The organism is Mesorhizobium sp. M0816, from assembly GCF_040320005.1.
Classification (GTDB): domain Bacteria; phylum Pseudomonadota; class Alphaproteobacteria; order Rhizobiales; family Rhizobiaceae; genus Mesorhizobium.
On sequence record NZ_JAMYOT010000010.1, the window covers coordinates 158,520 to 184,639 of the forward strand.

Sequence of the window (26,120 nt, forward strand, 5' to 3'; positions counted from 1 at the left end):
GGACGGTGTCCTGGTGCGTTGCAAAACCTGCGACTGACGATCCAGTCGAAGGCACTTACCTCAACATCTCCGCGTCCTTTGGCACGCCGGCATCGATCGGCTCGGCCGTCCTGTTCGACACGGCGGCGATCTTCCCGGCGGCCGACAGGTTCGGGCGCACGAAGACCGGCGCGACGCCGTCGACGCGGCTGTAGAGGTCGATAATGTCCTGATTCATGAAGCGCACACAGCCGGACGAAGCGTTCTTCCCAATGGAATCCCACTCCGGTGTGCCGTGCAGCCGATACATCGTGTCCTTGCCGTCGCGGAAGAGATACAGCGCGCGGGCGCCAAGCGGGCTCTGCGGGCCGGGCGGCATGCCGTCCTTGTATTTCGCCAGTTCCGGCCGGCGTTGGATCATTTCCGGCGGCGGCGTCCAGACCGGCCACTTCTTCCTCGCCTGAACCACGGCGCTGCCGGTCCATCCGAAACCGGCCTTGCCGAGGCTGACGCCATAGCGAATTGCCTTGCCGCCGCCGCGCACCAGATAGAGGAAGTGCTCGGAGATATCGACGACGATCGTGCCTGGTTTTTCTCCGGTCGGATCGGACACGATTTGGCGAACGAATTTCGGATCGATCTTGGCTACCGGGATTGCCGGCAGTTGATAGCCCTCATCGACGCGCGCGGCATACATGCTTGCGGCATCGCCGAAAGCCGGATCGCTTGGCGCCGCGGTCACCGGCGGCGCTGCCACGTCCGTCGTGGTGCACGCCGAAAGAGCCACGGAGGCCGCGCCCAGAGCGGATGCACCAAGAAACGCGCGCCGGTTCAGGCGCTCAAAAAACAACGGAATATCGGACATGAGCCCCCCGGCTTGCCCTGAGATCCAGGAAATGCGGTCCCACGCGTCCGTGATCAATATCCGATTCCGGAAGCTTTGAGAACATGCTTAGATCAAGGCACGCCAGGCGGAATTTGCAGCGCCGCATCGACCCGTTCCGTTAAATCGGCAATCATTGCGGACCGGACTCAAGACAAGCCTTCGCCGAGTTGCCTGCCATGGATGACAACATGCCCGCGCGCCGGCGGACCGGCGACCTCACCAGTGGGCCTATCCCGCGCACCCTTCTACTGTTTGCCCTGCCGGTGCTCGGCTCCAATGTGCTGCAGTCGCTCAACGGCTCGATAAATGCCGTGTGGGTCGGCCGTTTCCTCGGTGAAGCGGCGCTGACCGCCACGTCCAATGCCAACCTTGTGCTGTTTCTCATCCTCGGCACCGTCTTCGGCATCGGCATGGCGGCGACCATCCTGGTCGCGCAATCCGTCGGCGCCCGCGATCTGCCCGAAGCCCGGCGCATCGTCGGCACCAGCGCCACCTTCTTCTTCCTCGTCTCGGTGGTGTTCGCGGTCTGCGGCTGGATCTGGGTCGATGCGATCCTCGATGCGCTCGGCACGCCGGCCGATGCGTTGCCGCTGGCGCGCTCCTATCTGCGCATCATCTTCCTCGCCGTGCCGATGATGAACCTGCTGTCCTTCGTCATGACGGTGCTGCGCGGCGCCGGCGATTCGCGCACGCCTTTCCTGTTCATGGCGCTGGCCGTCGTGCTCGACGTCGTTTTGAACCCGTTGCTCATCCTCGGCATCGGCCCGTTCCCCGAACTCGGCATCGCCGGCTCGGCCACCTCGACGCTGATCGGCCAGACGGTAAGCGTGGTTGCCATCCTGATCGTGCTTTATGCGCGCAAGCACCCGCTGCGGCTGGCCGGCGCTAATCTCGCTCTGCTGCGGCCGGACCCGGCGCTGCTGCGCATTGTCGTCTTCAAGGGCGTGCCGATGGGCCTGCAGATGATCGTCGTTTCGGCTGCGGCGCTGACGGTGATGGGCATGGTCAACTCGTACGGCTCGCAGGTTGCAGCTGCCTACGGCATAGCCGCACAGCTCTGGACCTATATCCAAATGCCGGCGCTCGCCATCGGCGCCGCGGTGTCGTCCATGGCGGCGCAAAATGTCGGCGCCGGGCGCTGGGACCGGATTGGACGCATCGCCACCTCCGGCGTCGGCTTCAACCTTGTGCTCACCGGCATGCTCGTCGCGCTGCTGTTCGTATTCGATCGCGCGGTGCTCAGCCTCTTCCTTGGCAGCGACAGTGCAGCAATCGAGATCGCCACTCACATCAACAAGATCGCATCGTGGTCCTTCATCCTGTTCGGCATCACCATCGTGCTCTTCGCCACCGTGCGTGCCACCGGCGCGGTGATGCCGCCGCTGATCATCCTGGTGATCTCGGTGCTGCTGGTGCGCACCAGCTTCGCCTATTTCTTCCGAAGCGTGATCGGCGAGGAAGCTCTGTGGTGGAGCTTTCCGGCTGGCTCTATAACCTCGCTCGTGCTGGCCGCGGCCTATTATCGCTTCGGCCGCTGGCGCAGCCTGCACATGATCGAGAGCCGGCCGGCTGCCGGCGAACCGCCGGATACCGGCCTCGGCGTACCGCGCCAGCGCGCGCATCTTTCGCCCGAGACACCGAACGGCTGAAAGGTCGGCTCAGCGCGCGTATTTCGCGCCAAACCCGAGAGCGACCAGGGAAAAGACGACAATCATGCCGGCAAAGGCCAGGCTTGCCACGGTCGCACCTGCCACCGTCGACAGAACGCCGATGCCGATGACCGGCAGCGCGTTGCCGCAAAAACAGCAGATGAAGAAGGCCGAGACGACTTCGGCGCGCCGGTCCGCCGGCGCGATCTCGTTCACCACTTGCAAGCCGCCGCGATAGCCGAGCGCTGCCGCCACGCCGCACAAGGCGGTCCCGGCAATCATTATGGCCATCGAGGCGAAGACCTGCGCCGCAACAATCAGCGCGACGGTTGGGATCATCAGCGCGAGCGCCGCGAACATCGCGGCTCGGCTCGAAAGACGTGCTGTCGCTACAATGGTGGCGGCCGTCACGATTGCCAATTCAAAGAACAGAGCGCCGGCTTCGGCATGGTTGGTTACCTGCAGTTGCTGCGCCAAAATGCTCGGTGCGAGTGCTGCATAAAAGCCGACCAGCGCCATTGCGCCAAAGCCGGTCACCGCCGGCGCAACGAAACTTGCGCGGATGTCATCGGGCACGGAAAGCCGCGGTCGCATCGAAACGTCAGCCAGTTTCCCTGGCCGCGAAACGGTTTCCCGCGTGCGCCAGACCAGCAGGGTTACAGTCGCGAGCATCGCCAGGTAGACGACGAATGTCAGCCTGAGCGGCCAGGGCGCGTATTCGGCGAGCAACCCGGCCCCCAGCGCACCGAGGCCGAGGCCGAGAAAATTGGTGCTGGTGGCAATCGTCGCCGCCTGTGACTTGTCGTCGGTCGGGAGCAATTCGGCGAGCCAGGCGGTGCCGGTGCCCGCGCCGACGCCGATTCCCAGTCCGCTCAGAATTCGGGCGATGTCGAGCCAGGCGACATTTTCGGCGAACAGGAAAACCACCGCGCTGACGACGGCCACCGCTATCCCGGCCAATGCCATTGGACGGCGCCCGATGACATCGGACACACGCCCCAACATCAGCAGCGCCGCCAGATTGCCGATGACATAGACGGCGTAGACCAGCGTCAAAGTGATCTGCGAGAAGCCGAAGAGCTGCTTGTAGATGATGTAAAGCGGCGTCAGCGCCGTGCTGCCGGCGAAAAGAGCCGCAATCATGGCGGCCACGGCGGCCGCTGCAGCGCGGCCGCCGAGTTCGTAATCGCGCGTCATGACTTGAGCGTGAGCGGTCATTTTTCGACCTTTGATAGCGTGATATTCGGGACCTGACACTCTAACGCCGTTTTCGCGTCAGCCGTTCCCCTCCCCCTTCTTGCTCCTGACAACTTGGCTTGCTCCTGACAACTTGGGCAGCTTTTGCCGATAGCGCCGAGTGATATCCTCTTCTAACGTCAGAGGATTGTCAGGGGAGATTCATGGGCAAGGGACGAGTCGAGGCATTCACCGATGGCGTGGTCGCCATCATCATCACCATCATGGTGCTGGAATTGAAGGTGCCGCATGGCGAGGATTTTTCCGCGCTGGCACCACTCTGGCCGATCTTCCTCAGCTATGTGCTGTCCTTCATCAATGTCGGCATCTACTGGAACAATTTGCACAACATGTTCCATACCGTGCAGCGGGTCGACGGCCGCGTGCTGTGGGCGAACCTCAACCTGCTGTTCTGGCTATCGCTGATGCCGGCGACGACAGCCTTCATGGGTGAGAACCATTTCGCGCCGGTGCCGGTTGCCGTCTATGGCGTCGACCTGGCGCTCTGCGCCATCGGCTTCAACATCCTCACCATGGCCCTGCATCGACTGCACGGCAACGAGACTCTCTTCGCCAGGGCGTTGGGCAATGACCTCAAGGGAAAGATCTCGCTGGTCCTCTATCTTTCCGCCATCGCGCTGACCTTCGTCAATCACTGGATCGGTGTCTCGATCTATGTCCTGGTGGCGATGATCTGGTTCGTGCCGGACAGGCGCTTCGAGCGGCTGATCGAGAAATAGGCCCCGTCTAGCCTCGCATTGCTTTCAGCTTTTCCGCTACCGAAGCGGCAAGGTCGGCGTAGCGCTCCTCCAGCCGCTCGGCCGCCTTGATCACTGAAAAATCATGGCCGAATTTTTCCAGCGCCATGCGCAGCTTTTCGACGAATTCGGCCTGTTTTTCGAGCGCCGAAAACAGCGTCATAACTTGCGCTTCGCTGATGTCGGGATTGGCGAGCATTTGTGGCACCTCGCGGCTCATCTGGTCGCCGGTGGCGGTCTGTTCTTTCAGGATCTCGATCCAGTCGGTCAATCGTCAGGTCTCCTTTTTCGATATCAGCATGCGCAGCGCCCGCCGATGCGGTCAACCCGAAGATGCCGGTACCGGCTTGCGCGAGCCTCTTTCCGCGCTAAGTTCGCCGCGGCCAGAACAGGAGAAAATCATGACCACCGACGCCGAGATCCAGACCGCCCTGCCCGCACTTGCCTCCGGCAATGTCGCCGTCATCACCGGCGCGGCCAGCGGCATCGGCCTTGCCGCGGCCAAACGGCTGGCGGCGATGGGCATGAACATCGTGTTGGTCGATATTGGCGGCGCACGCCTCGATGAGGCCCGACGCGCCGTCGCCGCCATCGCCGGCGACAGCGCCGTACTTGCCGTCGCCACCGATGTCTCGAAGGCCGACGAACTCGACCGGCTGGCCGAAAGGACATTCGGCGCCTTCGGCGACGTATCGCTGCTGATGAACAATGCCGGCGTCGGCAACAATCCCGGCAAGCCGTGGGAGAACCGCGACGCCTGGAAACGGCTGCTGGATATCAATTTCTGGGGCGTCGTCCATGGCGTCGAGGCCTTTGCGCCGCGCATGCTGGCGGCGGGAAAGCCGGGCCTGATCGTCAACACCGGCTCCAAGCAAGGCATCACCACGCCGCCCGGCAACCTCGCCTACAACGTTTCCAAGGCGGGCGTGAAGACCTATACCGAAGGCCTGGCGCACGCGCTGCGCAACGAGCCGGGCGCCAGTGTCGCGGCGCATCTGCTTATCCCCGGGTTCACTTTTACCGGCCTGACCGAAGGTGCGACCGAAAAGCCGGCCGGCGCCTGGACCGGCGAGCAGGTCATCGACTTCATGCTGGCCTCGCTACTGCGTGGCGATTTCTACATCCTGTGTCCCGATAACGAGGCGACCCGGTCCATGGACGAAAAGCGCATGGGCTGGGCGATTGGCGACCTCATCGAGAACCGCCCTGCCCTGTCGCGCTGGCACCCGGACTACAAAGATGCTTTCGCGGCATTCATGACACGCACCGCATGATCCCGAACCGAAGATCACCGTAGCAAAGAATCGGATCCGATCTTCGCAGGTATGCGCCGGACCTTTATATCACGCCGCCGCGTGCTTCTTCGTGTTCCGCTTCTTCGCCATGGCTTTCTCGGCTGCCAACTCGGCAAGCTTCTGATCATGCCGCTTCGCTGCCTGTTCGCATTTCTTGCGGATCTCTTCGACCTCGGTCTCAGTCAGGTGTTCGATACCGATGAAGGTGTTCTGGGCTGTGCTGACCCGGATCAATTCGTCGAGCTTCGCCTGGATCGCAGCGCCATCGCGGTTCTGGGTGTTCTGGATGAGAAACACCATCAGGAAGGTGACGACCGTCGTGCCGGTGTTGATGACGAGCTGCCAGGTGTCCGAAAAGCCGAACATCGGCCCGCTTGCCGCCCAGACGACGATGATCAGGAAACAGACGGCAAACGTCGGCGGCAGGCCGGCAAAATGGGCGACGTTGTTGGCGATCCTGGTGAAAAGCTTCTCAATCATTCAAACTCCCTCAACAGCCGGGCGACGAACCCGGACGGAAGCCGAGTTCATTGTGTCTGCAGAAACAGTTGGCAGCCGCTCCTGGTTCCCTCGCGGCGGAAGGTCGCGGGTACATTGTTGGAGGAGCAGATCGCGCAGGCCGTCGGACCGCTTGCAGATAGCCCGAACTCAGGCGGCGTCGTTTTCCCAGCGGTCGAGGAAAGCCTCGATGGGCAAGGCCTGCATGTCGGGGACTGCCCTGGCCAGTTTCTCGAGCGGCCAGTCCCACCAGGCAAGCCGTTCGATCCGGGCCGCAGTTTCCGCGCTGAAGCGCTGCCGCACTGGCCTGGCCGGAACGCCGGCGACGATTGCATAGGCCGGCACGTGGCGCGTCACCACCGCGTTGGCACCGACGATCGCGCCGTTGCCGATCACTACGCCAGGCATGATCACGGCGCCATGGCCGATCCAGACATCATGGCCGATGCTGACGGCTTTCGCCCGCCGCCGGTCGCGGAACGCCTGATCGACACCCAGCCAGCGGAAATACTCGTTGGGCCGATAGCTGATCTTGTGCTGCGTCAGCCGCTCGACCGGATGCTCCAGCGCATTGATGCGGCTGTTGGCGGCGATCGAGCAGAATTTGCCGATCGTCGTATAGATCGCCTCGGCGTGGCGCTCGAAGTAGGAAAAGTCGCCGACCGTCACCTCGCGCAGGATGACCCGCTCGCCGATCGACGCGTAGCGTCCAAGCTTGCACGCCTTCAGCTCCGCCGTCGGATGGATGCGCGGCTCGGGATCTTTCAGGACAAGGTGTTCGGGACGGTCCATGCGCGCGCTTTACGCCCGCGCGCATAGTCTCGCAAGCCGAGTGCAGCGCCGCGCATCCGTTTGGACGCGCCAAGGACCCTGTAGCACCTTCAGTCTCTATTTCGGCTTGCCGCTGGTCCACACCACGTTCTGGCCGTAGAGCGGCACGGTGGTGACCGACATTTTTGCCGAGCCATCCTGCACCTGGCGTGAATGCGACAGGTAGATCAGGGTCTCGTTGGCCTTGTCGTAGATGCGGTTCACCACCTGCTTTTTCCAGATCAGGCTGATGCCTTGCTTGAACACCTCCTCGCCGGCCTCGCTCATGTCGATGTCGCCAATGGTGATCGGCCCGGTCTGGCGGCAGGAGATCGAGGAATCGGACGGGTCCTCGAACCAGTTGCCTTTCTGCAGGCGGTCGATCACGCCACGGTCGAAATAGGAGACGTGGCAGGTCACGCCCTCGACCTTCGGATCCTTGATCGCCTCGACGATGATATCGTTGCCGAGCCAATCGACGCCGACCTTGCCGACTTCCTCGGCGGCGGCCGCGCCGGCGCCAATGACAAGGCATGCGGCTAACGCGCCGCCAATCAGTTTTCGCAAAGAGGCCTCCTGCGGTTCGAATTTTGCCGACCTCAGGTGGGACGAACGGCAGCGCTTTGCAAGCAGATCGCCTCCCACAGGATTGCCGGTTGCGGCAACGCGACATCTTTGCGTCGGCACGACCGAACCGCTAAGAGTGTTCGCCAAGCCAGGGCCTTCACGGCGCCAACCCGGCGCCCGATGGAATAACGACGGACTTTCACTGATGATGCGTTCAATTCTGGTCGGTATTCTCGTCCTGATGGCCGCCGGAATCGGCTGGCTCACCTTCGACTGGTACCGCGGACATTATGGCGGCGAGCCGTTCGGAGCACCGTTCACGCTGGTCGACCAGAAGGGCGCGCCGGTCACCGAAGCCGCGTTTCGCGGCCACCCCAGCGTCGTCTTCTTCGGCTTCACGCACTGTCCGGAAGTCTGCCCGACCACGCTTTTCGAGTTGGCCGGCTGGCTGAAGACGATGGGCGACGACGGCAAGAACCTGCGTGCCTATTTCGTTACGGTCGACCCGGAGCGCGATACGCCCGAAATCATGAACACCTATGTCAGCAATTTCTCCGATCGCATCCTCGGCATATCAGGCGATCCCGACAAGGTCCACGCCATGGCCAAGTCCTTCGGCATCTACTGGAAGAAAGTCGACACGAGCGACGGCGACTACACGATGGACCACACTGCTTCGGTGCTGCTGCTCAACGCCAAGGGCGATTTCGCCGGCACCATTGCTTATGGCGAAAGCCCGGATGCCGCCATCGCCAAGCTCAAACGGCTGGCGGCGGAAGGTTGACATATCCGGTAATGACGCAGACGCGTTTGTATTTCACCGCGGGCAAGATCGAGGCTGATCGCATCTTCGCGGCGCTCGGTGCGGCATTCGACGATGAGGGCCTGCCGATTGCGGTGCTCGAGGTCGACGAGGACCGCGACATCCACGAAGTATCGCTCTATGCCGACGACGACGTCGATGCGGTCGAGGCGCGGCTTAGGGACATCCTTGCCGGACTGTCGCTGTCGAAACCGATAGCGCGCGAAGCGCTGCCCGACATCGACTGGGTGGCGCGCTCGCTGGAGGGATTGAAGCCGGTGCGGGCCGGGCGCTTCTTCGTCCATGGCGCGCATGACCGCAGGAAGCGCCACAGCGGCGAGCTCGCCATCGAGATCGAGGCCGGCCTTGCCTTCGGTACCGGCCATCACGGCACCACCGCCGGCTGCCTCGAAATGCTGGAGCAGGTCATACAGCGCGAGCATCCGCGCAACGCGCTCGACCTTGGCACCGGCAGCGCGGTGCTCGCCATCGCAGCGGCCAGGCTCGCGCATATACCGGTGCTGGCGACCGACATCGACCCGGTCGCCGTCAAGGTGGCCGCCGCCAATGCGCGGCTGAACCAGGTCAAGGGGCTCATTGAAACGGTGGCGGCGCCCGGTTTTCATCATCCGATCTTTGCCGCGCGTGCGCCCTTCGACCTGATCGTCGCCAACATATTGGCGCGGCCGCTGATGCGTCTGGCGCCGCAAATGGCCGGACATATCGCGCTCGGTGGCTCGATCGTTTTGTCGGGCATCCTCGAGCGCCAGCGCGATGCGGTAATCGCGGCCTATGTCGGCCAGAAATTCCGGCACGTCCGCACCTTGCACCGCGGGGGCTGGGTGACGATTCACCTCAAGCGCTGAGGCGCAGCGCCTTCAACGCAAGCCGGAATCAACTCGGACCTAGCGCGAGTTCGCCGCTTTCTTCAGCTGTTCGCGATCGTAGCCGTGAGCTTTCAGCGTTTCGTCGTCAAAGCCAAGCAGAACGCCGCTCACATACCGGCTCGCTTCGCGCTGGCGAGCTTCGATCAGCGCTTTCACAGCGTTTCTGAAAAATCCGCGTCTACGTGAAATCGTGGACATGACGGTCTCCTTTGCAGGGCAATAGGACTCTTTCCTCCACGTGAAGAAGGTAAGCCTTGCTGACGCTTTTTGAAATCGCCGATTCTGCATGGCCTCCATGCGCAAAGAGACACGCAGCAACCGGGAATGATCGTTCCGAAAATCGATTCCGATTTTCGAGGTCATGCGCTACGGTCGCGCCAGCATTCGAGGAGAGCCGACATGTTCCAGACCTTCGATTCCGCCGGCGATCCGGCCGTTGGCAAGCCGCGCGTGGCAATGCTGCGCCAATGGTTGGCGGCGAACGGGCTGGATGGCTTCATTGTGCCCCGTGCCGACGAGCACCAGGGCGAATATGTCGCCGATCGCTCGGCACGGCTGAAATGGCTGACCGGCTTCAGCGGCTCGGCCGGAGTCGCCATTGTGCTTGGCGAGCGCGCCGTCATGTTTGTCGACGGGCGCTACACGCTGCAGGTGCGCCAGGAGGTCGATCTCGACATCTTTTCGATCGAGAGCCTTGTCGACAACCCGCCGGCCAACTGGATCAAGGACAATCTCGGCAAGGGCGTGCGACTTGGTTTCGATCCGTGGCTCCATACGATCAGTGACGTCAAGGCGCTGAAGGCCTCGGCCGAGAAATCAGGCGCGATACTGGTGCCGCTCGAAGAGAATCCAATCGACGCCATCTGGCAGGACCAGCCCGGGCCGCCACTGGGGCCGGTCGAGATCCACCCGATCGGCTTTGCCGGCGAACTGGCCAAGGACAAGCTGGTGCGGCTGGCGGCGGCCACCGAGAAGGACGGCGCCACCCATGCCGTATTGACCGACCCCTCCTCCATTGCCTGGGCGTTCGATATCCGTGGCGGCGACGTACCGCACACACCGCTGGCGCTCGGCTTTGCCGTGCTCGCCGCCGACGGCTCGCATCTGCTTTTCATGGACCAGCGCAAGTTTTCGCGCACCGTCGCGGCCTACCTGACGCAGCTCGCCGAATTGCACGAACCAGGTGAATTCGAAACGGCAATCGTCACCCGGGCCAAGGGCGGCGCAAAAATCGCGCTGGACCCGGTTCTCGCGGCGGACAAGCTCAGAATGCTGGTCGAGGATAATGGCGGCACCGTCATTGCCACGGCCGATCCGGCCCGCATTCCACGCGCAACAAAGAACAAAGCTGAGATCGCCGGCGCACGCGCCGCACATCGCCGCGACGGCGCCGCGGTCGCCAAGCTGCTGTGCTGGCTCGACCGCCAGAAGCCCGGCACGCTCGACGAAATCGCCGTTGTCACAAAGCTTGAGGAGACGCGCCGTCAGACCGGCGAAGAAACGCAGATGCCACTGCGCGACGTATCGTTCGATACCATCTCCGGCGCTGGTCCTAACGGAGCCATCATGCACTACCGCGTCTCCCGCGCCACCAATCGCAAACTGGAGCATGGGGAGCTGTTCCTGCTCGACTCCGGCGGACAGTACCAGGACGGCACCACCGACATCACCCGCACCGTGCCGATCGGCACGCCAACCGAGGAGATGCGCGAGCGCTTCACGCTGGTGCTGAAAGGCATGATCGGCATCTCCATGCTGCGCTTCCCCCAAGGCACGCGCGGCTCCGAAATCGATGCCGTGGCGCGCCTGGCGCTATGGAACCATGGCTGCGATTTCGCTCATGGCACCGGGCACGGTGTCGGCTCCTATCTCGCCGTGCATGAGGGCCCGCAGCGTATCGCCAAGACCGGTACCGAAAAGCTGCTGGCCGGCATGATCGTCTCCAACGAGCCCGGCTATTACAAGGAAGGTTCCTACGGCATCCGCATCGAGAACTTGATTCTGGTGACACCGGCCGAGGCAATCGAGGACGGCGACATCGCCATGCACGGCTTCGAGACACTGACGCTGGCGCCGATCGACAAGCGGCTGGTCCGATCGGACCTTTTAACCCGCGACGAGTTGCATTGGCTTGACGAATACCATGCGCGCGTACTGGCCGAGATCGGACCGATGCTCGACGGCGAAACGCTGGCCTGGCTGGAAAAGACAACCGCGCCGCTGCCGCACGACTTCAAGCAATAGCCGCGGCGGCAACGCCGGTTGACAGGCTTTGCTCCGCAAGCAGTCCCTGCAAAGCGGTGACGTTGGGAGAACCGGCTCCCTTGCGCCAGAACAACACCGTCACGGCATTGTCTTCGTCAGAGGGCAGTTCGTGCAGCTTTAGCCAGCGGCTTTCCGGGAAACCCGAAAGCACGCTTTTCGGCATCAGCGCTATGCCCATGCCAGCCACCACGCAACCAAGGATGGCATGGTATGAACCAAGCTCGATGGTTTTCTCGGCCATGAACCCTCTGCGCGCATACCATAGTTCCAGCCGCTTGCGGTGCGGACAGCCGTGCTCGAAGGCTATCATGGTTTTGGGCATGTCCAGGTGGTCTTCGACCGAAACGCGCGATGCCGCCGAGACAATGACCAGCTGCTCGTGGAATGCGGGCAGCTTTTCGAACGGAACGTCGGCGATCGGCTCGGCGGCGAAGGCTGCATCGAGTTCGCCGGCAAGCATGGCGGTCGCGAGAACCTGCGGATTGCCGGTGCGCAACTGGATTTCCACTTCGGGATAACGTGCGTGATAATCGGCGAGCAGACTAGGAAGCCGTGCCGCGGCCGTGCTCTCCATGGCACCTAGGCGAAGCGTGCCGCGCGGGCGTGGATCGAGCATCGCCGTTCGCGCCTCCTCCGCAAGCGCCAGCAGCCGATCCGCATAGCCGACCAATTTGTGACCGGCCGGCGATACGTGCAGGCGCTTGCCCTCCCGGATAAACAGCTGCACGCCGAGATCCTCCTCGAGCTGCCGGATGCGTGTGGTCACGTTCGACTGCACGCGAAACAGTTTTTCCGCCGCCCTGGTGATTCCGCCCTCGCGCACCACCGTGCGGAAGATGCGCAGATCGGCCAAATCCATACATCTCTCCTGGAGAACATAACGATCTTAATTATTCATTTTAACTGATTATGCCTTTCCCGTAAATCGCCGGTGTAGCTGCCGATCAACACGGCAAACCAGGGGAGATGGAAATGTCGCGTGAGCCCTTCGGCATCCAGTCGACCGATCTAAGTGCATTGACGCCGAAGCAGCGCGAAGCGCTCTATAGCGACGCCGTGCGTCGCGCCCACCAGGAGAGAGCGGAGGCGATCCGGCTGAGCCTGTCGCGGGTCGGTGCGGCAATAGTCGCTGCGGTAAAGCGCATGTATGCTCTCGCCGCCAAAGCAAAAGTCGATCAGCCGACGAGCTGCCGCGCGAGGATCAGCACGGCAGCACCCGCCAGGAACATTGCCATCAGGCCGCCGCGCAGTGAGACAAGGCCGGCAACGATCAAGGTTGCCCATTCCGCCGACCCGGCGCTGAGCGCCGCCGGCGCCACCAGCGTGGTCAACACCGCCGCTGGCACGGCGTTCAGCCCGGCCTCGACGCGCGGATGGATATGCTCGAAGCGGGAGATCACCAGATGACCGCCGATGCGGGTCAGATAGGTCGCGATGGAACCGGCGATGATGATCCACAAGGTCGTGCTCATCGCCGTGCCTCCACGCCGCTGTGGCGGGGCGGCAGGATGACGGCGAGCAGCACGCCGGCCAGTGCGCCGATGGAGACGTGCCAGGGCGAGCCGACCGTTTTGTAGGCAATGATGGAGGCGGCAGCGCTGGCGACGACCACCGGCAGCCACAGCGGCCGCTTGCGGAAGCTCATGACCAGGCCGAGAAAATAGATCGGCAGCAGGAAGTCGATGCCCAGCGCATGGGTGTCGGGAATAAGCTTGCCGAACATCGCGCCGAGCGCGCTTTCGATGACCCAGAACACATAGACCGGCAGCCCAAGGCCCATATACCAGGTGAACCCGACGGTCTCGCCGGCCTCCGCCTTGCGCTCGGCCACCGCGAACTGCGGATCGGTCAACACAAAATAGCCTATCGCCTGCTGCACCAGCGGCCAATGCGCAATGCGCCGGCCGATGCCAGCCGAATAGAGCACGTGGCGAAAATTCACGGCGAAGATCGACAGCACGATCAGCCACGGCGCGACATGCTGGCCGAACAGCTCGATGCCGACCATCTGGCTGGCGCCGCCGAACACCGTTGCGCTCATCAGGAACGCTTCGAGCACGGAAAACCCGTTGTCGACTGCGAGCGCCCCGAACAGCAACGCGAACGGCGCCGACGCCACCACGACGGGCATGCTGAGCCGCACGCCGTCCCAGAAATCGCTTTTCGCACTGTTTTCGGAGATTGCTTCCGCCGACATCGACCGCTCCTCGGGAACGGCCGTATGTAGGGAGGGCGGTCCGGCTTGTCACACCAATTCGCTTGAGGCAAGCGATCAGCGGAAATGATAGCTGAAGCGTCGCGGCAAGCTCGCTTCCGTGCTTAGCGCTGCGAAGCCTTGCCTTCGATCGCCCTGCCCCAGTCGAGCAGCGGTTTTGCCCGTATGACGAAGTCGACGAGTTCGTCGACCAATCCAGCTCCGTAGATATCCGCCGGCTCGATCGCGTGCCGGACGGCAAAATGCCGGTTGCGGATCGCGGTAGCGAGATCGGGCTCGGCGATATGCTCGAAGCCGCGCGGCGTGCGCTTCATGCAGCCGTCCGGGTCGAGCTCGAGGCCGTTCTTCTTCAGCGCCGCGACGAGGCTGCGGAATTCAGCGGGCCGCTTCGCGATCGCATTGCGCAGCGCCAGCAATAGCTCCGGTCCGGGCTGCCACCAGGCAATGGCGGCAAAGCAGCGCTCGAGCCCAATATGGACGTAAAACACGCCCTGTTCCATCTTGGTGCCGTCGGGCGAAAGGATCGCCGACAAATGCCGGTTATAAGGCCGTTTGTCCTTGGCGAAACGCACATCGCGATTAATCCGGAACAGCGACTTCTTGCGGTCGCCGCGCAGGCCGAGCCCCAATGCCATGAAGCGCTCGGAGAGCGTCTCGACCAGATCGCCGAAAGGATCGCGCAGGTCGCGCTCGAAAAGGTCGCGGTTTTCCAAAAACCACTCCCGGCTCTGATGAAAATCCAGCGCCTTGAGGAAGGGAATGGCCTTTTGCCCAAAACCATTGAAGGCAGCAGCCATCACGCGCCCTTGCCGATCCGCTGCAACCAGGTGTCCTCGTCGATCACCTCGATGCCGAATTTGGTCGCGTCCTTCAGCTTGGAACCGGCGCCTGGCCCTGCCACCAGGAGATCGGTCTTCGCGGAAACCGAGCCGGCGACCTTCGCGCCGAGGCGTTCGGCCATCGCCTTGGCCTCCGGGCGCGTCATCTTTTCCAGCGTGCCTGTAAACACGATTGTCTTGCCGGCGACCACACTATCGGCTGAGACGTTCACAATGTACGGCTTCGGATGGACCTGTGTGAGCAGCGCTTCAAGCACGGCGTCGTTGCGTTCATTGCCGAAGAAATCGCGAAGAGCGCCTATCACCGTATCGCCGATGCCGTTGATCGAAGGAAAAACGGTATGTGGATCGGCTGCCGCTGCTGTCTCCTTGCCAATGCGGATTAACTCCTCGATCGTCGAGAAGGTTCGGGCAAGCACAGCGGCCGTCGTTTCGCCGATATGACGAATGCCCAGCGCGAAGATGAAGCGATCGAGTTCCGGTTCGCGGCGAGCGTCGATGGCAGCGAAGAGCTTGTCGAGGCCGTCATAGTTGCGTTCCTCGACGCTCCGTACATTCTTGCGCGTTTTGCCCGATGCGGCCTCGCGCTGCCTGGCCTGCTCCTCCCGTCGCTCCGCCAGCGCCTTGGTGACGGCGGGACGGCGGTCCCGGAGGGTGAAGATATCGGCGGCTGTCTTGACCAACCCGGCATTGAAAAACAGGTCAATGTTTTCAGCGCCCAGGCCTTCGATATCCATGGCGCCGCGCGACACAAAGTGGCGTAATCCTTCCACGGCCTGCGCGGGGCAGATCAGCTCGCCGGTGCACCGTCGGCGGGAATCCTCCTTGCCGGTCTTCTCGTTGATCTCGCGCGTTGCGGGTGAGCCGCAGATCGGACATTTGTGCGGGAATTCGTAGGGCACGGCATCAGTCGGCCGCTTGTCGGCGACGACACTGACGATTTGCGGAATGACGTCCCCTGCCCGCTGGATGACCACCGTGTCGCCGATACGCACGTCATAGCCGTCGCGGATCGGCTGGCCGTTGCTGTCCAGACCCTTGATGTAATCTTCGTTGTGAAGCGTGACGTTTTCGACCACGACGCCGCCGACCGTGACGGGTGCAAGCCGGGCAACGGGCGCCAGCGTACCGGTACGGCCCACCTGAATGTCGATCCTGAGCACGGTTGTCATCGCCTGTTCGGCTGGAAATTTGTGGGCAATGGCCCAGCGTGGTTCGCCAGTGACGAAACCCCATCTGCGCTGCAATTCCAGTTGGTCGACCTTGTAGACGACGCCGTCGATGTCGTAGCCCAGCGATGAGCGCTGGGTCTCGATTAGGTGATAGTGGGCGACCAGTTCCTCGACCGATCTTGCCCGGACCATCAGCGGGCTGACCTTGAATCCCCACTCCGCGAATTTTTGCACGGAATCGTATTGGGTCGGAGCTGGATCCTTTGAAGTATAGCCCCAGGCGTAAGCAAAGAATTTAAGGTTGCGGCTGGCGGTAACTAACGGGTCCTTTTGGCGGAGCGACCCGGCCGCCGTGTTACGCGGATTGACGTAATCCTGGCCGCCTATCGCCGCCGAACGTTGCTTCAGCGCCTCGAATTCCGCGTAGGTCATATAGACCTCACCGCGTATTTCGATGACCTCGGGCCAGTCCGATCCCTTCAAGGTCTTGGGAATATCGGCGATGGTCTTGAGATTGGCGGTGATGTCCTCGCCGACGACGCCGTCGCCGCGCGTTGCTCCCTGCACGAACACAGCGCCTTCATACCGCAGGGAAGCCGATAGCCCGTCGATCTTCGGCTCCGCCGTGAAGGCGATGTTCAGATCCTTGTCGCGGTCAAAGAATCGCCGGCCCCGTTCTATGAAGTCCGCGACGTCCTGGTCGGTATAGGCCTTGGCAAGGCTGAGCATCGGCACCGCGTGGCGCACCTTGGCAAAACCTTCCGCCGGCGGCGCGCCGACCCTGCGTGAGGGCGAATCCTCGCGCACAAGATGCGGGAACCGCTGCTCGATGGCGAGGTTGCGCCGCGTCAGCGCGTCATATTCCGCATCCGTGATTATCGGCGCGTCCTCGCCATGGTAGCGCCGGTCGTGCTCGGCGATCTCCTGCGCCAACCGCTTCAACTCGCTTGCCGCCTCGCTTTCGCTGAGCGAATCGACTGGTTTTTCGTCCATGCACTGCTCCCTCCACGGTGGCGCGACACAATAGAACAGGATTCTCTCATGAGGGAGAGACCAGACACGGAAAATCATTCCTGAACAGCAGGATGGAGCCATACCCTGACTCAGGTCGCGAGCGCCGGAAACGAACTCGCCTGGAGCAATTCCAGGAAAAGTGTGAAACGGTTTTCCGTCCGGAATTGCGCAAACAAAGAGGTAGAGCGGTTCGGCGTTTCCGTGAAACGATAAACCGCTCTAGGCTGCCGCGGTGTTCTCCCGCAGCAGCCGCTCGGCCGCCGCGCGCGCCTCGTCGGTGATGGTGGCGCCGGCGAGCATGCGTGCGATCTCTTCCTGCCGCGCCGCCCGGTCCATCTCGGCGATGCCGGTCGAGACACGGTCGGCCCCGCCTGATTTGGAGATCAGGAAATGCGTCGCCGCGCGCGCCGCCACTTGTGGTGCATGCGTGACCGACAGCACCTGCACGCGTTTCGCCAGCCGCGCCAGCCGCTGGCCAATGGCGTCGGCAACCGCGCCGCCGACGCCGGTGTCAATTTCGTCGAAGACCAAAGTCGGCGCCGACCCGCGATCAGCCAGCGCGACCTTGAGCGCCAGCAGGAAGCGCGAAAGCTCGCCGCCGGAAGCGACCTTCATCATTGGACCGGGCCTGGTGCCGGGATTGGTGCGCACCCAGAACTCGACCTGGTCGATGCCTTCTTCCATGCGGCTCTCGGCATCGCTTTCGATCTCGACGATGAACTCGGCCCGTTCGAGCTTCAGCGCCGGCAGTTCGGCCATTACCGCCTTGGTCAGCCCCACGGCCGCCGCATGGCGACGCGACGATAGCTGGGCCGCCGTAATGTCATAGGCCTGGCGCGCCGCTGCAGCCTGTGTCTCCAGCGCCTGCAGGCGCTCTTCGCCGGCGTCGAGATCGGCAAGGTCGGCCGCCATGGTGTCACGCAATTGTGCCAGGTCGTCGACGGCGACGCTGTGCTTGCGCGAGGCGGCACGCAGCGAAAACAGCCGCTCCTCAGCCTTCTCCAGCCGCTGCGGATCATATTCGGTGGCGCGAAGTGCTGCTTCGACGCCCGACTGCGCCGCGTCGAGCGAAAGCATCGCCTCGTCGAGCGATTTGACGACATCCTCGAGCAGCCCGGGCGCTTCGGTCACCTTGCGCTGCAGCCGCCTAAGCAGGCTGGCCAGTTGCGGCAAGGGCGAGGACGGCCCCGAGAGCACATCCTGCGCATCGTGGATTTCCGAGGCGATCTTTTCCGCTCGCATCATCGCGGCGCGCAGTTCGGCCAGCTCCGTCTCTTCGCCCGGTTGCGGATCGAGCCTGGTCAATTCGGCGACCGCTGCACGCAGATAATCGGCCTCACGGGAAGCTGCCTCGACTTTGGCCCGGTGCCGTGAAAATTCCTGCTCGCAGGTACGCCAATGCCGCCACGCCTCGCCGGTTGCCCGAGCAGCGCCGAGATGGCCACCGAAACTGTCGAGCAACTCGCGATGGGCGCCGGGATCGACCAAAGCGCGCTCGTCATGCTGGCCGTGGATCTCGACCAGCGCACGGCCGATGTCGCGCATCAGCGTCACGCTGGACGGCTGGTCGTTGACGAAAACGCGCGTGCGGCCGTCAGCCGTCTGGACGCGGCGCAGGATGATGTCGCCGTCGTCCTCGATGGCATTCTCGGCAAGCAGCATGCGAGCCGCGTGGTTGCGCGGCACGTCGAACACGGCGATGATCTGGCCTTGTGCCGCGCCATGCCGCACCAGCGAAGCGTCGCCGCGGGCGCCAAGCGCCAGTGACAAAGCGTCGAGCAGGATAGATTTTCCGGCGCCGGTTTCGCCGGTAAGGACCGAAAGGCCGGACGAGAAGTCGATGTCCAGCTTCTCGATCAGAACGATATCGCGGATCGACAGTCTGGAGAGCATGGTGACGCGCCGCTCAGGCGCCGGTGATCAGCTTCCCGGCCTTGGAGATCCACGATCCGGCATTCTCGCGCGGCTCGAGCCCACCACTCTGCAGGAGCTTGTAGGAGTCCTTGTACCACTGGCTGTCGGGATAGTTGGTGCCGAGCACGGCCGCAGCGGTCTGCGCTTCCGACGTCAGCCCCATCGCATAGTAGCTCTCGGTCAGACGCGCCAGCGCCTCCTCGACATGGCGTGTGTTGGAATAGTTCTCCACCACGTTGCGGAACCGTTTGACGGCTGCGATGTATTCGCGGCGCTCGAGATAATAGCGGCCGATCTGCATCTCTTTGCCGGCGAGCTGATCGTTGGCGAAGCGGATCTTCTCCTTGGCGTCGTCGGCATATTCGGACGTGGGCCAGCGCGTCACCAGGTCCTGCATCGTCTGCACGGTAAGACGCGCTTCCTTCTGGTCCTGGGTGACGTCCTTGATCTGACGGTAGTAGCTCAGCCCGATAATGTACTGGGCATAGGCTGCATCGTCGGTCGACGGATAAAGGGTCAGGTAGCGCTTGGCCGAACCGATCGCCTCGTCGTAATTGCCTTGACGGTAGTCGGCAAAGGCGCCCATCACCATCGATTTGCGGGCGAATTCCGAATACGGATGCTGGCGGTCGACCGCATCGAATTTGCGGCTTGCTTCCTGCAGGCGCCCGGCATTCAGATTGGCGAGACCCTGATTATAGAGCACATCGGCCGGCTCGGTCTGATCGACATAGGTCGACAGATCGACGTCCTTCTCGGACGACATGCAGGCCGACAGAAACAGCGATGGAACGACCACCGAAAGCGCCAGGAAAACAGCCCGCCGCGGCGCCTTCGATTGACCAACTCGCTTGAAAAACATGATTGGATTCCGCCCTTTCGGCGTCATTTCAGTCGACGGCAGCAGCCATAAACCATAATTGCCTTGCCCGGCAACGCTATCCCCGGCCAATCGCACATTTTTGTGGCGGTTTGGCGCCACCTGGAAAGCTGTGTAATTTGGCCGGCCGGTGATGCATCCATGCAACACAGCTTGACCACAACGGAAGCCGCAAGACCTTAAGAATCAGATCATCCAGGGCGCATAGAGGGGTGCGTTGACGGCGCTCATCTCGGCGGTACGCCCGCGCTCGCGGCGCGTCGTCTCAACGATCTCGAAAGCCGAACGGTCGGACAAGAGACGGCGCAGCGCAGCTGCGTTCAGCCTGTGGCCGCCACGATAGGAGCGGAAGCAGCCGATGAACCGGGCACCGGCGAGCGCCAGGTCGCCCATCGCATCCATCGTCTTGTGGCGCGCGAACTCGTTGGGATAGCGCAGGCCTCCCATGTTGATCACGCGGTTGTCGTCGCCGATCACCAGGGAGTTTTCCAAAGACGAGCCGAGCGCATAGCCTGCCGCCCACAGCCGCTCGACGTCCTTCATGAAACCGAAAGTGCGGGCCCGCGCGACGTCGCGGCGGAAAATGTCGGCGTTCATGTCGGATGCAAAAAGCTGGCGCCCGATCGCCGGGCTTTCGAAATCGATCTCGATCTCGAAGCGCGTGCCGTCATAGGGCCTGAACTCCGCCCAGCAGGCGCCGTTCTCGATGCGAACCGGCTTGACCACCCTGATGTAGCGACGCTTGACCGGCAGCGTTTCGATGCCTGCCTGGTCAATGGCCTCGACGAACATCACTGCGCTGCCGTCGAGGATAGGCACCTCATGGCCGTCGATTTCGATGACGAGATTGTCGATTCCAAGCCCGAAAAGCGTCGCCATCAGATGCTCGACCGTGGCAATGTGCTCGCCTTGCGGATCGCCAAGCATGGTGCAGAGATCGGTGGCGCCGACCTCGGAGACGAGCGCGCGAAATTCGTGGCTTCCGCTTGCATTCGAAAGCTGGAAGACGACACCCGTATCGGCATCCGCCGGCAGGAAATGGACGGTGACCGGATTGCCACTGTGAACGCCGATGCCAGTCAGCGTCGCGCGCGATTTAAGTGTCGTCTGATAGTCGTGCAAAACAATCCCCATAGCCCGTACTGCCTAGGTCCGCTTCATCTGCCCTGAGGGCGCGGCTCTTGATTGATCGGCAGGCAGGGCCACTTCCCCGAGACTCCCAGCAAACCGACTTTGGTCGGTGGCGAAGATAATGATCCCGCAGGGAGACTCCAAATCACGGTTTCTTACTCTTTGTAACTGCGGTCCCGGGAGGGAACGCCTCATAAGTCCTTGTTCTTAAATCGTTTTTAACGTTAACAGGCGAACAGTTTCCTGCTCGCCTGTTAACAACTGTTACGAACCGTTAACAGATCAATTGGCCTGTCGGCGCAGAAAGGCGGGAATCTCCAACTGATCGTCTTCCTGGACAGCCCGGCTCTGCGGCGTCAGTCGGCCCTGCTCGTCCAGCTGGCCGCGGCGCGGCGCGTAAAGCTGCGGATCCTGGCTGGCAAGGCGGCGCACTTCCGCCGGCGCCTGGCGCAGTTTCGGTTCGCGCGGCTGCGCCGGCTGCAGCCTTGCAGGCTCCTCTTCGCGGCGGGTCAAGCCGTTGGTCAGGCGCTTGAGCAAGCCCATCGGGCCGCTGTTTTCGTGGTCGGCCGGGCGCGCCTTGGCTTCCACTTCGGCCTTCACCTGCGGCGGGAAATCCTCGACCCGCGGCATGCGCTGGGGTGCTGCGGCAACCGGCTGCGGCATTTCACGATGCGGAGCAGGCTGCATCGCTTGCTGAACCGCTGGCTGCATCATCGGCTGCGGCTGAGCCGGAGGCGCCTGGAAGATCTTGCTCTGCGGACGGAAGTCTTCCGCATGCGCGACCGGTGCCGGGCGGGCCTGCGCCACCGCTGCCGCATTCGCCTCGGCGAGCTGAATGGCCTCGGCGACCGGATCGGCAGCACGTGGTTCATAGATCGGCTGCTGGACAGGCGCCGGGCGCATTTCCGTGACCTGAGCCGCCGGGCGGCTGACCGGCTTCGGCGGAGCCGTGCGGATGGCGATCGGCGCGGCAGCGATTTCGGCCGCCGATTTGTCGATGCCGGTGGCGACCACCGACACGCGGATAACGCCTTCGAGTTCCTCGTCGAAAGTGGCGCCCAGAATGATGTTGGCATCCTGGTCGACCTCTTCGCGAATGCGGGTTGCCGCCTCATCGACTTCGAACAGGGTCAGGTCGCGGCCGCCGGTGATCGAGATCAGCAGGCCCTTGGCGCCCTTCATCGAGGTCTCGTCGAGCAGCGGGTTGGCGATGGCGGCTTCCGCCGCGGCCATTGCACGGCCCTCGCCCGAAGCCTCGCCAGTCCCCATCATCGCCTTGCCCATTTCGCGCATGACCGAGCGGACGTCGGCGAAGTCGAGATTGATCAGGCCTTCCTTGACCATCAGGTCGGTGATGCAGGCAACGCCCGAATAGAGCACCTGGTCGGCCATGGCAAAGGCATCGGCGAAGGTGGTCTTGTCATTGGCCAGCCGGAACAGGTTCTGGTTGGGAATGACGATCAGGGTATCGACGCATTTCTGCAGTTCCTCGATACCCATGTCGGCCGTCTTCATGCGGCGCTGGCCTTCGAAGTGGAACGGCTTGGTGACGACGCCGACGGTAAGGATACCCTTTTCGCGGGCAGCGCGGGCAACGACGGGAGCCGCCCCGGTGCCGGTGCCGCCGCCCATGCCGGCAGTGACGAAGCACATATGCGTGTTGGAGAGATGATCGATGATCTCGTCGATGCACTCTTCCGCCGCCGCGCGCCCGACTTCAGGCTGCGATCCGGCGCCGAGACCCTCGGTGACATGCGCGCCGAGCTGGATCAGCCGCTCGGCCTTCGACATCGTCAGTGCCTGCGCGTCGGTGTTGGCCACCACGAACTCGACGCCGCGCAAGCCGGCGGTGATCATGTTGTTGACGGCATTGCCGCCGCCGCCGCCGACACCGAACACGGTGATGCGCGGCTTGAGCTCGGTGATGTCCGGCTTCTGCAGATTGATGGTCATTGTCTTCGTCCTTTGCCTTTCCCGCCGCTTCGCCGCCGCGGCCGCCTATGGGGCTGTCCCCGTCAAAATTAAAAACTGTCTCTCAACCACTGACTCATTCGATGCAGTTTTCCGCCTGTTCCGGTCATCCGAAGACCGGAAATTCCCTTCGCCGGCCGGCTCTCGAAGCTCGCCATCTGTGGATAGATCAGAAGTCCGACCGGGGTCGAGAAAGCCGGCCCCTTGGCCGCCTCGGGCAAGCCTGCCACGCCAAGCGGGCGTCCGATGCGCACATTGCGGCCGAGAATGCGGCGTGCTGCTTCTGGCAGGCCGGCAAGCTGGCTGGCACCGCCGGTCAGCACCACACGCTTGCCGACGGCGTTGCCGTAGCCGGATTTGTTCAGCCGGTCGCGCAACAATTCCAGCGTCTCGTCGATGCGGGCGCGGATGATGCGCGTCATCACCGAGCGCGGGATCTGCAACGGCACCTCGCCGTCCTCGCCGATCGGATGGATGGAAACCAGGTCGCGGTCGTCGGCACTGCCAGGCAGCGCCGAGCCATGCATCACTTTCAGCCTTTCGGCGGCATCGAGCGAGGTCGACAGGCCCTTGGCCATATCCAGCGTGACGTGGTTGCCGCCGATCGCGATGGCATCGCCATGGACGAACTTGCCTTCCGAAAACACCGAGATCGTCGTCGTGCCGCCGCCCATGTCGATGCAGGCCGCGCCCATTTCGAGCTCGTCGTCGACCAGCGCAGCAAGCCCACTGGCATAGGGCGTCGCCACCATGCGTTCGACCGACAGATGCGAGCGGTTGATGCAGAGCTCCAGATTGCGCAAGGGCGCTGCGTCGCCTGTCAGCACGTGCATGTCGACGCCAAGCTGGTCGCCAACCATGCCGCGCGGATCGCGCACACCGCGCTCGGCATCCAGCGAAAAGGCTACGGGAAGCGAATGGATCACCTCGCGCTCGGCCCGCAACGCCTGCTTGGTGCCGGCGGCAAGCACGCGCTTGATGTCGGCCTCGTCGGCCTCATGGCCGCCGAGATTGATGGTGGCCGAAAAAGCCTCGCTCTTCAGGCGGCCGGCAGTCATGTTGACGATCAGCGAATCGACCGTCAGTCCCGCCATGCGTTCGGCGGCGTCGACGGCAAGACGGATGGCGTGCTCGGCACGGTCGAGATCGATGACGACGCCGGATTTCACGCCTTGCGATTTCTGGTGGCCGATGCCGATCACCTGGACGCGATGCGAGCGTCCGCGCAGCAGCTTGCCATCGTCGCGCGGCTTGAGTTTGGCCACCACGCAGCAGACCTTGCTGGAGCCGACATCCAGCACCGTCAGGATGCCGGACCGGCGCGACGAGGCATCGCTATTGCCGCCAAGCCAGCTCATATCTTCGTCTCCGGCTTGCGCTTCAGCATCTTGGGCTTTTCGTCGAGCGCGGCTTGGCGCTGTGTCGCCGCTTCCGGCGTCAACTGGACGACCAGACGATCGGAAAGGCGCATGTCGACGGCGGCGATGTCGCGCGTCAAAAGCCCGTTCTCGTGATCCATCCTGACCAGGTCGGCAATCGCCTGATCCTCACCGTCTTCGGGAAGCTTGATCGTGATGCCGTTTTCAAGCTTGAGATCCCAGCGCCGTTCGCCGATGCGGATATAGCCCTTGATCCGCGCGGCGAGCTCCGGATAATTCTTGATCTTGGCCAGGAAATCCGGCGCTTTGGCCGGTGCGCCGGTGCCGATGATCAGCGGCAGCAATATCTGCTTGCCGCCGGAGAACGGCGCAATGACGGTGCCGGATTTCTCGATGACCGAAAGCGCGCTGCCTTGCTGCCACAGCGCGAACGGCTCGCGCTCCTCGACGCGCACTTCCAGCGTATGCGGGTAGACCTTGCGCACTGCCGCGGCTTCGACCCAGGGTAGCGTGGTGATGCGTTCGCGCGCGGCTTCGGCATCGAAGCCGATCAGCGAGGTCCAGCCGTCGAGTTCCAGCCTGTCGAGAATATCGATCTCGGACGTTTCGCGGTTGCCGACGACCTTGACCTGGTCGACGGCAAAGCCGGTGCGGGCAGTGACACTCTGGACGATGGCGTCGGAATATCCGCCGAGATAGGCGCCATAGGCACTGCTCGAAACAAGCAGTGCCGCCGACAGCATGGCAGCGCAATAGGGCGGCGCTTCGAAGTCGCCTTCGCCGAGGCGCGCCAGCACGCGCACCGGCCGGCGGAGCAGGCGCGGCAGCACGAAATGGTCGAACGACAACGGCATGCCGAACAGCGCCGGCCCGGCCGCGCCCTTCCCCTTGCCCTGTCCCCACTTCAACGCAGACACGAAGCGTCCTCCACCATCCAACTCAACAAATCGCCGAACGAGTGTCCCGCTTGCGCGGCGATTTCCGGCACCAAAGACGTCGGCGTCATGCCCGGCTGGGTGTTGACCTCGAGCCAGACAATTTCGCCGTTTTCGGAGTGACGATCGTCATAACGGAAGTCCGACCGGGAAACGCCCCGACAGCCGATAGCTTGGTGAGCCTTGAGCGTCAGTGTCTGTATTTTTTGGTAAATATTCGGTGAAAGTTTTGCCGGGCATTCGTGTTTTGATCCTCCCGCGACGTATTTTGAATCATAGTCGTAGAAGGAATGGCCGGTCGGGATGATCTCGCAGACACCGAGCGCCACATCGCCCATCACCGCGCACGTCAATTCCCGCCCGTGCACATAACGCTCGACCATCACCGCGTCGCCATATCTCCACTCGGACGAGCCGATGATCTGCGGCGGATGCGACTGGCCTTCATGCACGATGACGACGCCGAAGCTCGATCCTTCGTTGACCGGCTTGACGACATAGGGCGGCTTCATCGGGTGCTTGTTCTGGATGGCGAAGCGATTGGCCACCTTCGATTCCGCCACCGGAACGCCGGCCGCCTTCGCGACCTTCTTGGCCTGTTCCTTGTTCATCGCAAGCGCCGAGGCAAGCACGCCGGAATGGGTGTACGGAATGGCGAGGTACTCGAGGATGCCCTGGATGGTGCCGTCCTCGCCGAAGGGGCCGTGCAGCGCATTGAAGACGACGTCAGGCTTGAGCTCGGCGAGCACCGAGCCGATGTCACGCGAGACGTCGACGCGGGTGACCTGGTAGCCCTCTCCCTCGAGCGTATCGGCACAGGCTTTACCCGACGACAGGGACACGGGCCGCTCGGACGAGAATCCTCCCAGAAGGACGGCCACATGCTTGCTTGTCATTCCCCGTCATTTCCTCTCACAGCAGGCCTGCACCATCGTGCATGCCCCGAAAAGCATCGCGCGCACTCAAATGCGCCCGAGCAACTTCGCTCCCGTGTTTCCGCAACATTGAGTCCGAGTCTCCCGGCAGGTTGCCCCCCCA

25 protein-coding genes are annotated in these 26,120 nt (G+C 63.0%); 6 read left to right on the forward strand and 19 right to left on the reverse strand.

Annotated elements, in window-relative coordinates:
* Positions 1 to 55: 55 nt before the first annotated feature.
* On the reverse strand, positions 56 to 844 hold the full coding sequence (locus tag NKI17_RS17960; protein WP_352906444.1) for a L,D-transpeptidase: 789 nt from the start codon (positions 842 to 844) through the stop codon (positions 56 to 58).
* 197 nt (positions 845 to 1,041) lie between these two features.
* Between NKI17_RS17960 and NKI17_RS17965 the strand changes: the two genes are divergently transcribed.
* Entirely contained in the window at positions 1,042 to 2,514 is a 1,473-nt protein-coding gene (locus NKI17_RS17965; protein ID WP_352906445.1) for an MATE family efflux transporter, read from the forward strand.
* Between the two features lie 9 nt (positions 2,515 to 2,523).
* On the opposite strand, the gene NKI17_RS17970 is transcribed toward NKI17_RS17965, so the two are convergent.
* Complete coding sequence (locus tag NKI17_RS17970; RefSeq protein WP_352796744.1) at positions 2,524 to 3,732, reverse strand: MFS transporter; 1,209 nt, start codon at positions 3,730 to 3,732, stop codon at positions 2,524 to 2,526.
* Positions 3,733 to 3,914: 182 nt separating this feature from the next.
* On the opposite strand from NKI17_RS17970, the gene NKI17_RS17975 reads away from it, so the two are divergent.
* The gene (locus NKI17_RS17975; protein WP_023676740.1) at positions 3,915 to 4,490 is read left to right on the forward strand and encodes a TMEM175 family protein; all 576 of its coding nucleotides are present in this window, start codon (positions 3,915 to 3,917) and stop codon (positions 4,488 to 4,490) included.
* A 7-nt stretch (positions 4,491 to 4,497) separates the two neighbouring features.
* On the opposite strand, the gene NKI17_RS17980 is transcribed toward NKI17_RS17975, so the two are convergent.
* Positions 4,498 to 4,779 (reverse strand): hypothetical protein, encoded by a 282-nt coding sequence (locus tag NKI17_RS17980; protein ID WP_023676741.1) that lies wholly within the window; start codon positions 4,777 to 4,779, stop codon positions 4,498 to 4,500.
* 130 nt (positions 4,780 to 4,909) lie between these two features.
* Between NKI17_RS17980 and NKI17_RS17985 the strand changes: the two genes are divergently transcribed.
* The gene (locus NKI17_RS17985) at positions 4,910 to 5,782 is read left to right on the forward strand and encodes an SDR family NAD(P)-dependent oxidoreductase (protein WP_023676742.1); all 873 of its coding nucleotides are present in this window, start codon (positions 4,910 to 4,912) and stop codon (positions 5,780 to 5,782) included.
* Positions 5,783 to 5,851: 69 nt separating this feature from the next.
* Here the strand turns inward: NKI17_RS17985 and NKI17_RS17990 are convergent, their stop codons facing one another.
* From NKI17_RS17990 to NKI17_RS18000, 3 genes are all read right to left on the reverse strand, one after another.
* On the reverse strand, positions 5,852 to 6,283 hold the full coding sequence (locus NKI17_RS17990) for a low affinity iron permease family protein (RefSeq protein WP_031211766.1): 432 nt from the start codon (positions 6,281 to 6,283) through the stop codon (positions 5,852 to 5,854).
* 168 nt (positions 6,284 to 6,451) lie between these two features.
* Complete coding sequence (locus NKI17_RS17995; protein WP_352570472.1) at positions 6,452 to 7,093, reverse strand: DapH/DapD/GlmU-related protein; 642 nt, start codon at positions 7,091 to 7,093, stop codon at positions 6,452 to 6,454.
* A 96-nt stretch (positions 7,094 to 7,189) separates the two neighbouring features.
* Positions 7,190 to 7,678: a CreA family protein gene (locus NKI17_RS18000; protein ID WP_023676745.1), complete on the reverse strand. Its 489-nt coding sequence runs from the start codon at positions 7,676 to 7,678 to the stop codon at positions 7,190 to 7,192.
* Between the two features lie 205 nt (positions 7,679 to 7,883).
* Between NKI17_RS18000 and NKI17_RS18005 the strand changes: the two genes are divergently transcribed.
* The gene (locus NKI17_RS18005; protein ID WP_352570473.1) at positions 7,884 to 8,462 is read left to right on the forward strand and encodes an SCO family protein; all 579 of its coding nucleotides are present in this window, start codon (positions 7,884 to 7,886) and stop codon (positions 8,460 to 8,462) included.
* Positions 8,463 to 8,473: 11 nt separating this feature from the next.
* Positions 8,474 to 9,346 (forward strand): 50S ribosomal protein L11 methyltransferase, encoded by an 873-nt coding sequence (locus NKI17_RS18010; RefSeq protein WP_352570474.1) that lies wholly within the window; start codon positions 8,474 to 8,476, stop codon positions 9,344 to 9,346.
* A gap of 39 nt (positions 9,347 to 9,385) precedes the next feature.
* On the opposite strand, the gene NKI17_RS18015 is transcribed toward NKI17_RS18010, so the two are convergent.
* Complete coding sequence (locus NKI17_RS18015) at positions 9,386 to 9,730, reverse strand: hypothetical protein (RefSeq protein ID WP_352570475.1); 345 nt, start codon at positions 9,728 to 9,730, stop codon at positions 9,386 to 9,388.
* A 36-nt stretch (positions 9,731 to 9,766) separates the two neighbouring features.
* Between NKI17_RS18015 and NKI17_RS18020 the strand changes: the two genes are divergently transcribed.
* Entirely contained in the window at positions 9,767 to 11,611 is a 1,845-nt protein-coding gene (locus NKI17_RS18020) for an aminopeptidase P family protein (RefSeq protein ID WP_352824925.1), read from the forward strand.
* Here NKI17_RS18020 and NKI17_RS18025 read toward each other — a convergent pair.
* The 12 genes from NKI17_RS18025 to NKI17_RS18080 form a co-directional block, all read right to left on the reverse strand.
* Positions 11,601 to 12,491 (reverse strand): LysR family transcriptional regulator, encoded by an 891-nt coding sequence (locus NKI17_RS18025; RefSeq protein ID WP_352906447.1) that lies wholly within the window; start codon positions 12,489 to 12,491, stop codon positions 11,601 to 11,603. The genes NKI17_RS18020 and NKI17_RS18025 overlap by 11 nt on opposite strands.
* 316 nt (positions 12,492 to 12,807) lie before the next feature.
* On the reverse strand, positions 12,808 to 13,104 hold the full coding sequence (locus NKI17_RS18030) for an AzlD family protein (RefSeq protein WP_352906449.1): 297 nt from the start codon (positions 13,102 to 13,104) through the stop codon (positions 12,808 to 12,810).
* A complete protein-coding gene (locus NKI17_RS18035) occupies positions 13,101 to 13,829 on the reverse strand; it encodes an AzlC family ABC transporter permease (RefSeq protein WP_352906450.1) in 729 nt (242 codons plus the stop codon). The genes NKI17_RS18030 and NKI17_RS18035 overlap by 4 nt, the downstream gene beginning before the upstream one ends.
* Before the next feature lie 122 nt (positions 13,830 to 13,951).
* The gene (locus tag NKI17_RS18040; RefSeq protein WP_352906451.1) at positions 13,952 to 14,644 is read right to left on the reverse strand and encodes a DUF2461 domain-containing protein; all 693 of its coding nucleotides are present in this window, start codon (positions 14,642 to 14,644) and stop codon (positions 13,952 to 13,954) included.
* The gene (gene ligA, locus NKI17_RS18045) at positions 14,644 to 16,851 is read right to left on the reverse strand and encodes an NAD-dependent DNA ligase LigA (RefSeq protein ID WP_352906452.1); all 2,208 of its coding nucleotides are present in this window, start codon (positions 16,849 to 16,851) and stop codon (positions 14,644 to 14,646) included. The genes NKI17_RS18040 and ligA overlap by 1 nt, the downstream gene beginning before the upstream one ends.
* A 240-nt stretch (positions 16,852 to 17,091) precedes the next feature.
* Positions 17,092 to 18,765: a DNA repair protein RecN gene (recN, locus tag NKI17_RS18050; protein ID WP_352906453.1), complete on the reverse strand. Its 1,674-nt coding sequence runs from the start codon at positions 18,763 to 18,765 to the stop codon at positions 17,092 to 17,094.
* Positions 18,766 to 18,778: 13 nt separating this feature from the next.
* Positions 18,779 to 19,648, reverse strand: a complete 870-nt coding sequence (locus tag NKI17_RS18055; RefSeq protein WP_352456160.1) for an outer membrane protein assembly factor BamD — start codon at positions 19,646 to 19,648, stop codon at positions 18,779 to 18,781.
* Between the two features lie 204 nt (positions 19,649 to 19,852).
* On the reverse strand, positions 19,853 to 20,800 hold the full coding sequence (lpxC, locus tag NKI17_RS18060) for a UDP-3-O-acyl-N-acetylglucosamine deacetylase (protein WP_254818982.1): 948 nt from the start codon (positions 20,798 to 20,800) through the stop codon (positions 19,853 to 19,855).
* A 279-nt stretch (positions 20,801 to 21,079) separates the two neighbouring features.
* Positions 21,080 to 22,750: a cell division protein FtsZ gene (gene ftsZ, locus NKI17_RS18065; RefSeq protein WP_352906454.1), complete on the reverse strand. Its 1,671-nt coding sequence runs from the start codon at positions 22,748 to 22,750 to the stop codon at positions 21,080 to 21,082.
* A gap of 68 nt (positions 22,751 to 22,818) precedes the next feature.
* Complete coding sequence (ftsA, locus tag NKI17_RS18070; protein ID WP_352906455.1) at positions 22,819 to 24,126, reverse strand: cell division protein FtsA; 1,308 nt, start codon at positions 24,124 to 24,126, stop codon at positions 22,819 to 22,821.
* The gene (locus tag NKI17_RS18075) at positions 24,123 to 25,064 is read right to left on the reverse strand and encodes a cell division protein FtsQ/DivIB (RefSeq protein ID WP_352456163.1); all 942 of its coding nucleotides are present in this window, start codon (positions 25,062 to 25,064) and stop codon (positions 24,123 to 24,125) included. The genes ftsA and NKI17_RS18075 overlap by 4 nt, the downstream gene beginning before the upstream one ends.
* Complete coding sequence (locus NKI17_RS18080) at positions 25,052 to 25,978, reverse strand: D-alanine--D-alanine ligase (protein ID WP_352619502.1); 927 nt, start codon at positions 25,976 to 25,978, stop codon at positions 25,052 to 25,054. Before NKI17_RS18080 ends, NKI17_RS18075 begins: the two co-directional genes overlap by 13 nt.
* Positions 25,979 to 26,120: the final 142 nt, after the last annotated feature.